Annotated in this window: 8 protein-coding genes; 1 reads left to right on the forward strand and 7 read right to left on the reverse strand. The window is 54.2% G+C overall.

Features of this window, described 5'->3' with window-relative positions; translation table 11 throughout:
- Window positions 1–290: 290 nt before the first annotated feature.
- From POG22_RS18810 to rsfS, 3 genes are read right to left on the reverse strand one after another with little or no spacing between them, the layout of a single operon-like run.
- On the reverse strand, window positions 291–1,238 hold the full coding sequence (locus POG22_RS18810) for an asparaginase (RefSeq protein WP_498906788.1): 948 nt from the start codon (window positions 1,236–1,238) through the stop codon (window positions 291–293).
- Window positions 1,239–1,261: 23 nt separating this feature from the next.
- Complete coding sequence (locus tag POG22_RS18815) at window positions 1,262–1,762, reverse strand: CGLD27 family protein (RefSeq protein ID WP_498906793.1); 501 nt, start codon at window positions 1,760–1,762, stop codon at window positions 1,262–1,264.
- Entirely contained in the window at window positions 1,762–2,199 is a 438-nt protein-coding gene (gene rsfS / locus POG22_RS18820) for a ribosome silencing factor (RefSeq protein ID WP_498906789.1), read from the reverse strand. The genes POG22_RS18815 and rsfS overlap by 1 nt, the downstream gene beginning before the upstream one ends.
- A 204-nt stretch (window positions 2,200–2,403) precedes the next feature.
- Between rsfS and xth the strand changes: the two genes are divergently transcribed.
- On the forward strand, window positions 2,404–3,195 hold the full coding sequence (gene xth, locus POG22_RS18825) for an exodeoxyribonuclease III (RefSeq protein WP_498906790.1): 792 nt from the start codon (window positions 2,404–2,406) through the stop codon (window positions 3,193–3,195).
- A 72-nt stretch (window positions 3,196–3,267) separates the two neighbouring features.
- Here xth and grxC read toward each other — a convergent pair whose 3' ends face one another.
- From grxC to POG22_RS18845, 4 genes are all read right to left on the reverse strand, one after another.
- Window positions 3,268–3,531 carry a glutaredoxin gene (gene grxC / locus POG22_RS18830; RefSeq protein ID WP_498906791.1) on the reverse strand — a complete coding sequence of 88 codons (264 nt, stop codon included), beginning with the start codon at window positions 3,529–3,531 and terminating at the stop codon, window positions 3,268–3,270.
- Window positions 3,532–3,617: 86 nt separating this feature from the next.
- Window positions 3,618–4,322: a DNA-binding response regulator gene (locus POG22_RS18835; protein ID WP_498906792.1), complete on the reverse strand. Its 705-nt coding sequence runs from the start codon at window positions 4,320–4,322 to the stop codon at window positions 3,618–3,620.
- A gap of 41 nt (window positions 4,323–4,363) precedes the next feature.
- Window positions 4,364–6,058, reverse strand: a complete 1,695-nt coding sequence (gene hflX, locus POG22_RS18840; RefSeq protein ID WP_498906794.1) for a GTPase HflX — start codon at window positions 6,056–6,058, stop codon at window positions 4,364–4,366.
- A 235-nt stretch (window positions 6,059–6,293) separates the two neighbouring features.
- A complete protein-coding gene (locus POG22_RS18845) occupies window positions 6,294–6,503 on the reverse strand; it encodes a hypothetical protein (protein ID WP_026097422.1) in 210 nt (69 codons plus the stop codon).
- Window positions 6,504–6,656 lie beyond the last annotated feature (153 nt).

Raw genomic sequence — 6,656 nt, forward strand, 5'->3', positions numbered from 1 at the left:
ATCGAGTCTCTACACCTTCTCCGATTTCGGAGCTTGGCTCGGGATTACCACGCTACAGGCTTCCCCGAGTTTGGGAAGTTGTCGCAAAGCAGTTTCCTGCCTTACAGCCCCGCTGACTCAACCGCTAAGCGTTTGATTAAGCCAGCCTTTGAGCCCGACGAGCTACCAGACTGCTCTATCCCGCGACGTATCTTCCATCATACATCGTTGGTGGGAAAACCCGCAAGTTTCTGAGCAATTTTTTTTCGAGAACGCTTTCAGAATCGCGCGATCGCCCCGTATCGAGGACGTTACAGCATTCCCAACTCTCCTTCGACCGTCAAGCGTTTGAAGTCGCTGAGGACGCAAAACCGCTCGGCGAGGGTATCGGCAATTTCGGGTTCGAGCCAACCCAGTTGGCGAATTAACTGAATGGCGACGGCGTATTTCGCCCGTTTTGCACCGTCGGCCACTTTAATGGCCAATCCCATGCCCTGACCGATGCGACCGATACATTGAATGCCTTCGGAGCCGGATTTACTGACGAGTTCCCCTTGACTCAGGCGCATGACCTCGGTGTCGAAATGTCCTTCTCCCGCCACCAGTTCGGGATAGTGGGTCATGGCGCGGACGATGCGTTCCATATCTAGGTTGTCTCCCGAGGCCAGTTGACCGAACAGAGACGCCATTTGATTGAGCTGCATGAAATAGGTGGGCGCTCCGCAATCGTCCCGCGCTCCGATAAACTCGTCTGGGGGCATATGCAGCAGTTCGGCAACTTTGCCCAAAATCAAGGATTGAACGGGGTGGTTGCGCTTGAGATAAGTCGTCAGCGGCCATTGTCGCTGTTGGCACACTGCCAGCATTCCGGCGTGTTTTCCCGAACAGTTATGTTCGAGGGGCGATCGCTTCCCGGCGGGAATCGGACATTGGAGTTGGTCGGGTTCGATCGCACATTGCCAGAGAATGCGAAACACCTGTCTGGCTTGTTCGATGGTGCCTTGGTGAGAACTGCACATAATCGCCAGGTCTCGATCGCTGAGGTTGTAACGCTCGATGACGCCGGTTGAGGTGACGGCGAGAGCCTGAAAGGGTTTGAGCGCCGATCGAATAAAACTGCCGAATTCGGGATTTCCTGCTACCGAGAGGACGCGACCCCGGCGATCGCACACCACCGCCTGGACTTGGTGCTTGGATTCGACGATGCCTTCCCTTAATAATTGAACTTCAATCGCGTGAGTGTGATGTCGTTTTGCCATAAACCTGTACTGCGAAGATTGCGTTAGGCGACGAGCCAACCGATCGCGCCGGCCACGATCGACAATCCTAATACGCCGAACGTCCGATACAAGCGTTTTAAGACCGGATCGATTTGATAAGCGGCGATCAGGCGATCTCGGGCTAGAATTTCCGAGGTTTTCGTCCAAGTTTGCCCGTCGTACCATCCAGACTCTTCGTATTCGACGACGGGACTCTCGAGGCGATCGCGAACGTATTTCCAGCCTAAATACAACCGTACCAGTGCCAGCAACAGAAAAACACTCGCCCCGGCACTGGCACCGAGGGCGAACTGTACGGGATGTTTGGCAGGATCGAAACTGGCGGCGGCCACGGGCCCGGCGATCGCCCAACTCGGCACCCAAATCCAAGCCAGGGTTTTAATATAATTCGACAGGATTCCGTGGCTCGATCGAAACAAGCAAGACTCTTTCAGGGCTTGATATTCGTTAATCGGCCGTTGTTCTTCCGGAACCGGGCAAACCGAGAGATCCAAATCGTACATCACACATCCGGGGCGTCGGGGTCAGATTGGGGAATATCGATCCGTTCGGCGTGTCCCCAAAAGGCTTCCAGGTTGTAAAAGTCGCGTTCTTCAGGCATCAAAACGTGAACGATGGCGTCTCCATAGTCCATCAACACCCAGTTTCCTTCGGCTTGTCCTTCCACTCGCAGCGGCTTGCGCTCTAAGTTCTCTTCCACGTTGTTTTCGATCGACTGGGAGATGGCGCGAACCTGCACCCGAGAAAACCCAGTGGCGATGATGAAGTAATCGGCTAAGTAAGAGACTTCTTCAACGCGCAGGACCAAAATGTTCGAGCCTTTGCGATCTTCGGCGGCTTCGGCGGCTAACATCGCCAGACGGTAGCTTTCCGCCTCACGATCGACGGCAGAGGTGACGGGGGGAGAAGACATAGCGTTGGTTTGAGACGTATCGGTCATTCACTCTCGAGGTAAGGACTACAGCGATCGCCCTCAAACCGTTCTCTGTCAACTCATTGACCGGGAACGGCGTGACACGATGGGCGATTAGATATTATCATCAACTTTTTGCTGATATCCTAACAAAGATGAGCCGGAATTGCTGGGGCGATCGCACTCTCGAACCGTCTTCTCGCCCCCCTCTCGGCCCCCTCACACCGTCTTATGAAAATCGCGACTTGGAACGTCAACTCTATCCGAACCCGGCGATCGCTCGTGTGCGATTGGCTCGAGGCCAATCCCGTCGATTTGCTCTGCGTTCAAGAAACCAAAGTCGTCGATGAAGACTTTCCCCGCGAACCCTTCGAGTCCCTGGGGCGTCACGTCTACTGTGCGGGACAAAAATCTTATAACGGCGTCGCCCTCTTCAGCCGCGTTCCCTTAGACAACGTGGAAATTGGCTTCGGGGCGTTGCTTCCCGAGGAGATCGTCGGCGATCTCGACGACCAAAAACGGGCGATCGCCGGCACCTTAAACGGCGTGCGCGTGGTCGATCTCTACGTTCCCAACGGCGGTGAATACGACAGCGACAAGTATCGTTACAAACTTCGCTGGCTCGAAGTGTTACGAAAATACATTGAAGTCACTCTTGACAAATACGACCGTTTATGCATTTGCGGCGATTTCAACATCGCCCCCGACGATCGCGACATTCACACGCCTCCCGGTAACAAACCCATCGTGGGAACGACTCCCGCAGAACGAGAGGCGTTACAAGAGGTTCTCAGCCTGGGATTGCGCGATCCGTTTCGCAAGTTTACCGAAGAAGGGGGAATTTTTAGCTGGTGGGATTACCGAGGTGGCTCGTTCCGCCGAAATCGCGGTTGGCGCATCGACCATCACTATCTCACCTCAGAACTGTTCGATCGCACCCTCTCTTGCACCATCGACGTCGAACCCCGCAAACTCCCCAAACCCAGCGACCATACACCCGTTATCGTAGAGTGGAAAGATTGACTGAGAAACTCGAAAACCCCAATATCTCAACGATACCGGGGTTGTGAAACTCGAGGGTTCCGGCTCGATCTTCTAGGCGGCGCTTTGCAGCATCGAATCCAACTCGCCGCGATCGTCGAGGTCGTGTAAATCGTCGCAACCGCCCACGTGATGGTTATCGATAAAAATTTGAGGAACGCTCGTCCGTCCGTCGGCCCGTTCGGACATTTTGGCGCGAGCTTCGGAATCGCCGTCGATGACGTACTCTTGATAATCGACCCCTTTACTCTCGAGGAGGGCTTTCGCGCGAATGCAATAGGGGCAACGGCTCCAAGTGTAAATCTCTACCTTCGACATTACAACTTCCTCAATATATCGTCATCAATCTTAAGTTAAATTTTATCAAGATCGAAGAAGTACGGGACAGAGGAGATATCCGACCCTTACATCACGCCGATCGTGTAGTGGAAATTTCCGTCACCGACGTTGCGCCGCAGGGTTTGCATAATGGAATCGACATCGTCGTAAGGACCGCTGGTGAAAAACGGTTCTCCGTCAAGACCGAACTCTAACTTCAGTTCGCCGTTCCACTGACCGAGATGGGCTTTCGCCTCCTCGAAATCTGGGTGAGGGTCGAATCCCAGTCCCTTGGCGTACTCAGCCGCACCGAAAACCAGGGCTTGGGCTTGCTCGAGAGTAATATCTCGAAAGCCTTCGGGAAAGCCACTGTACGCCATGCTTAACAATTCCGAATGTTCCGAACCGTTGGCGGGTCTGGGTTTCATCGCATCCTTCACGCCCAAACACCAGTAATCGACGAGATAGGTGGTAATGCTGTATCGCTCGAAGCGATCGGAACGAGAGAGGAAGACGACGCCCAATCCTATTCCCATTGGCCCCTCTTCGTCTTCGTCTTCGGTGTTGCGTCTTTCTCCGAAAAAATGTTCGTAAGTCTGGGTGTCCAGGGTACATCGAGCAACGGGCGGGAGATCGCCAGTTTCGAGGCGTTTTTGTTCGGCTTGGGCTGCACTGGCTTTAATGAAGGCTTTAACCTCCGATTGTTTGACGCCGAGTTTGCGGGCGATTTGTTTGGGAGTGAGTTTCCGCTCCCGCAGTTGGAGAATTTCGGTTTCGAGTTCTGGGTTCATCGATTTTCGTCAATTGAATGCAATTGGAAGGCGACGCGACATTAATCCGTTCCGACAACGGCATAATCGATCAGTTGTAACAATCGCTGGCGTAGCGTTGTCAAACCGAAGCCTTCCGTCGCCGAGACGAAGGCCGCCTGGGGGTATTCCTCTGCCGCGAAGTCTAAGGTTTCGCCGTCTACGGTATCGATTTTATTGAACACCAACAAAATCGGCCCCGGCGTCACGGGCATATCGGACAGAATACCCATAACCGATCGAATTTGACTTTGCCAAGCGGGATGGGATAAGTCTACAACGTGCAACAGGGCATCGGCTTCGGTGATTTCTTCCAAGGTGGCGCGGAAAGCGTCGATGAGGGCGGGGGGGAGTTCGTGGATAAATCCCACTGTGTCGGTCAGGACGAACTGACGCACTTCGGAAGTGTTCTCGTCGGTGACGGCGATGCGGCGTGTCGTGGGGTCGAGGGTGGCGAAAAGTTGGTCGGCGGTGTAGATTTCGGCGTTGGCGAGAACGTTCAGCAAGGTGGATTTTCCAGCGTTGGTGTAACCGACGAACGCTACTGAGTGGACTTCTCGATGTTGTCGCTGTTGGCGCAGGCGCGATCGATGGGCTTGCAGGCGATCGACCTCTTGTTGCAACCGCGAAATCCGCCGTTGAATCGCCCGACGTTCGGTTTCTAACTGGGTTTCCCCCGGACCTCGGGTTCCGATACCGCCCCCGAGTCGAGACATGGCTTGTCCTCGTCCGGTCAGACGGGGTAGGTTGTATTCGAGTTGTGCTAGTTCTACTTGCAGTTTCCCGGCGCCGGACTGGGCCCGTTGGGCGAAAATATCGAGAATGACTTCGGTGCGATCGACCACCCGCACGCCGATGCGTTTTTCTAAGTTGCGAACTTGCGCCGGAGAGAGATCGCGATCGAACACCACTAAATTCGCCCCCACCGTTTGCACGGTTAAAGCAATTTCGTCGACTTTCCCCGATCCCACTACGGTTTGAGGATGGGGGCGAGATCGGGACTGTTGCAGGGTTTGCAACACGATACCTCCGGCGGTATCGACGAGTCGTCCCACTTCGACCAGGCGATCTTCAAACTGTTGGGCGTCGAGTTCGGCGGTTCGCATACCGACGATCAAGACGCGATCGCGATCGCCTTCGACTTGTTGGGCGACGAATTCCCGTTGAAACTCCGCTTCGAGTTCCTCCACCATCGCCAGAAAATCGCGACGGGCTAGGGCGTCTAAACTCAACGGCGGCGAAACCGTCCAACTGGCTTCGTGGGTATTGGGAACCAAATTCGCCAGATAAGTGTGTTTGACGTAACCCACATCGCCACCCCCCCGTCGCCGGAATCCAGAACCCGTCAACGTGAGAGCGGCTAGGGCATCGAGGCGTTGAATGGCCATGGCCGTGAGAGCGGAGTTTCCCGGCGGATTGGTTTTTAATTGAGTGGCAACGCAACGAATCCCGCTGAGACGACTCGCACCATAACGGGGCAGTTCCAAAGGCGGAATTTGAGTCTGTCGCGGCGTTCCCACACCCACTCGAATCACTTGACCCCGTCGGTTAATGTAGGCGCAGACGGGTTTACTCAAATCAGTCGAAATCGCGGCGAGACGTTGGGCGAATTCTGGTGTCGTCAGACAGTCGCCCGGTAAGCGTTGGTGGTACAGCCGCTGAAGTTGCTTGAGTTGGCTGGGTTTGAGACCTTGGAGTTGACCGTAAACGGTATGAATAGGCGCTAAACCAGAAAACTGGCTCCCGAAAAACAATATGAATGTGGTATCTATTTTAGCGACGCGATCGCCCACTGACTCGGTAAATTCTCGATTGTCTTAATACTGTTTTAATACTTTGTTCACATTATCTTAAATCGATCGAAATCAAGACTGAAAGCGCGGCCTCGTCCGGTTGAGGAGCGATCGCCGCGCTGGGTAGAAGTGAATTAAGTCTGATGGAGAGTCGAACAGTTTAGAGGCTTTCGATCGCCTGTCGGGACACTTGTTTCTCGAATTCCGCTTGAGCGTTGTGGAGGAGTCGTTCGCGACTATCGGCCGCTTGCGAGAGGTTCGGAACCAGGTTCCGCGCCTGCAAGGTCATATGAAACTGGAGATGAGCCACGTAGTCACGGATATCTTCGCGTAATGCGGTTTGTTCGAGTTGACGAGCTTGTGCGTTCAAAGTGTTCTCCTGCCAAACTTGGCGTCGTCGGCTAAATAATTCGATTGATTTAGGGCTAATCTTCGTCAAAAGTTACCACGAGCCGACCGAACACTCGCAGGATTGCAAAAAACCTTAACAGAGTCGTTGGGGAGAAGGGGAGAAGGGGAGAGG

Origin of the sequence: Geitlerinema sp. CS-897 (assembly GCF_028368005.1) — a bacterium.
Classification (GTDB): Bacteria; Cyanobacteriota; Cyanobacteriia; order Cyanobacteriales; family Geitlerinemataceae; genus Baaleninema; species Baaleninema simplex.

Bases quoted from the DNA above. Each gene is read 5' to 3' on its own strand.
- POG22_RS18815 (WP_498906793.1), bottom strand. From the start codon at position 1,762: ATGTACGATTTGGATCTCTCGGTTTGCCCGGTTCCGGAAGAACAACGG.
- xth (WP_498906790.1), top strand. From the start codon at position 2,404: ATGAAAATCGCGACTTGGAACGTCAACTCTATCCGAACCCGGCGATCG.
- POG22_RS18810 (WP_498906788.1), bottom strand. From the start codon at position 1,238: ATGGCAAAACGACATCACACTCACGCGATTGAAGTTCAATTATTAAGG.
- POG22_RS18835 (WP_498906792.1), bottom strand. From the start codon at position 4,322: ATGAACCCAGAACTCGAAACCGAAATTCTCCAACTGCGGGAGCGGAAA.
- rsfS (WP_498906789.1), bottom strand. From the start codon at position 2,199: ATGACCGATACGTCTCAAACCAACGCTATGTCTTCTCCCCCCGTCACC.
- grxC (WP_498906791.1), bottom strand. From the start codon at position 3,531: ATGTCGAAGGTAGAGATTTACACTTGGAGCCGTTGCCCCTATTGCATT.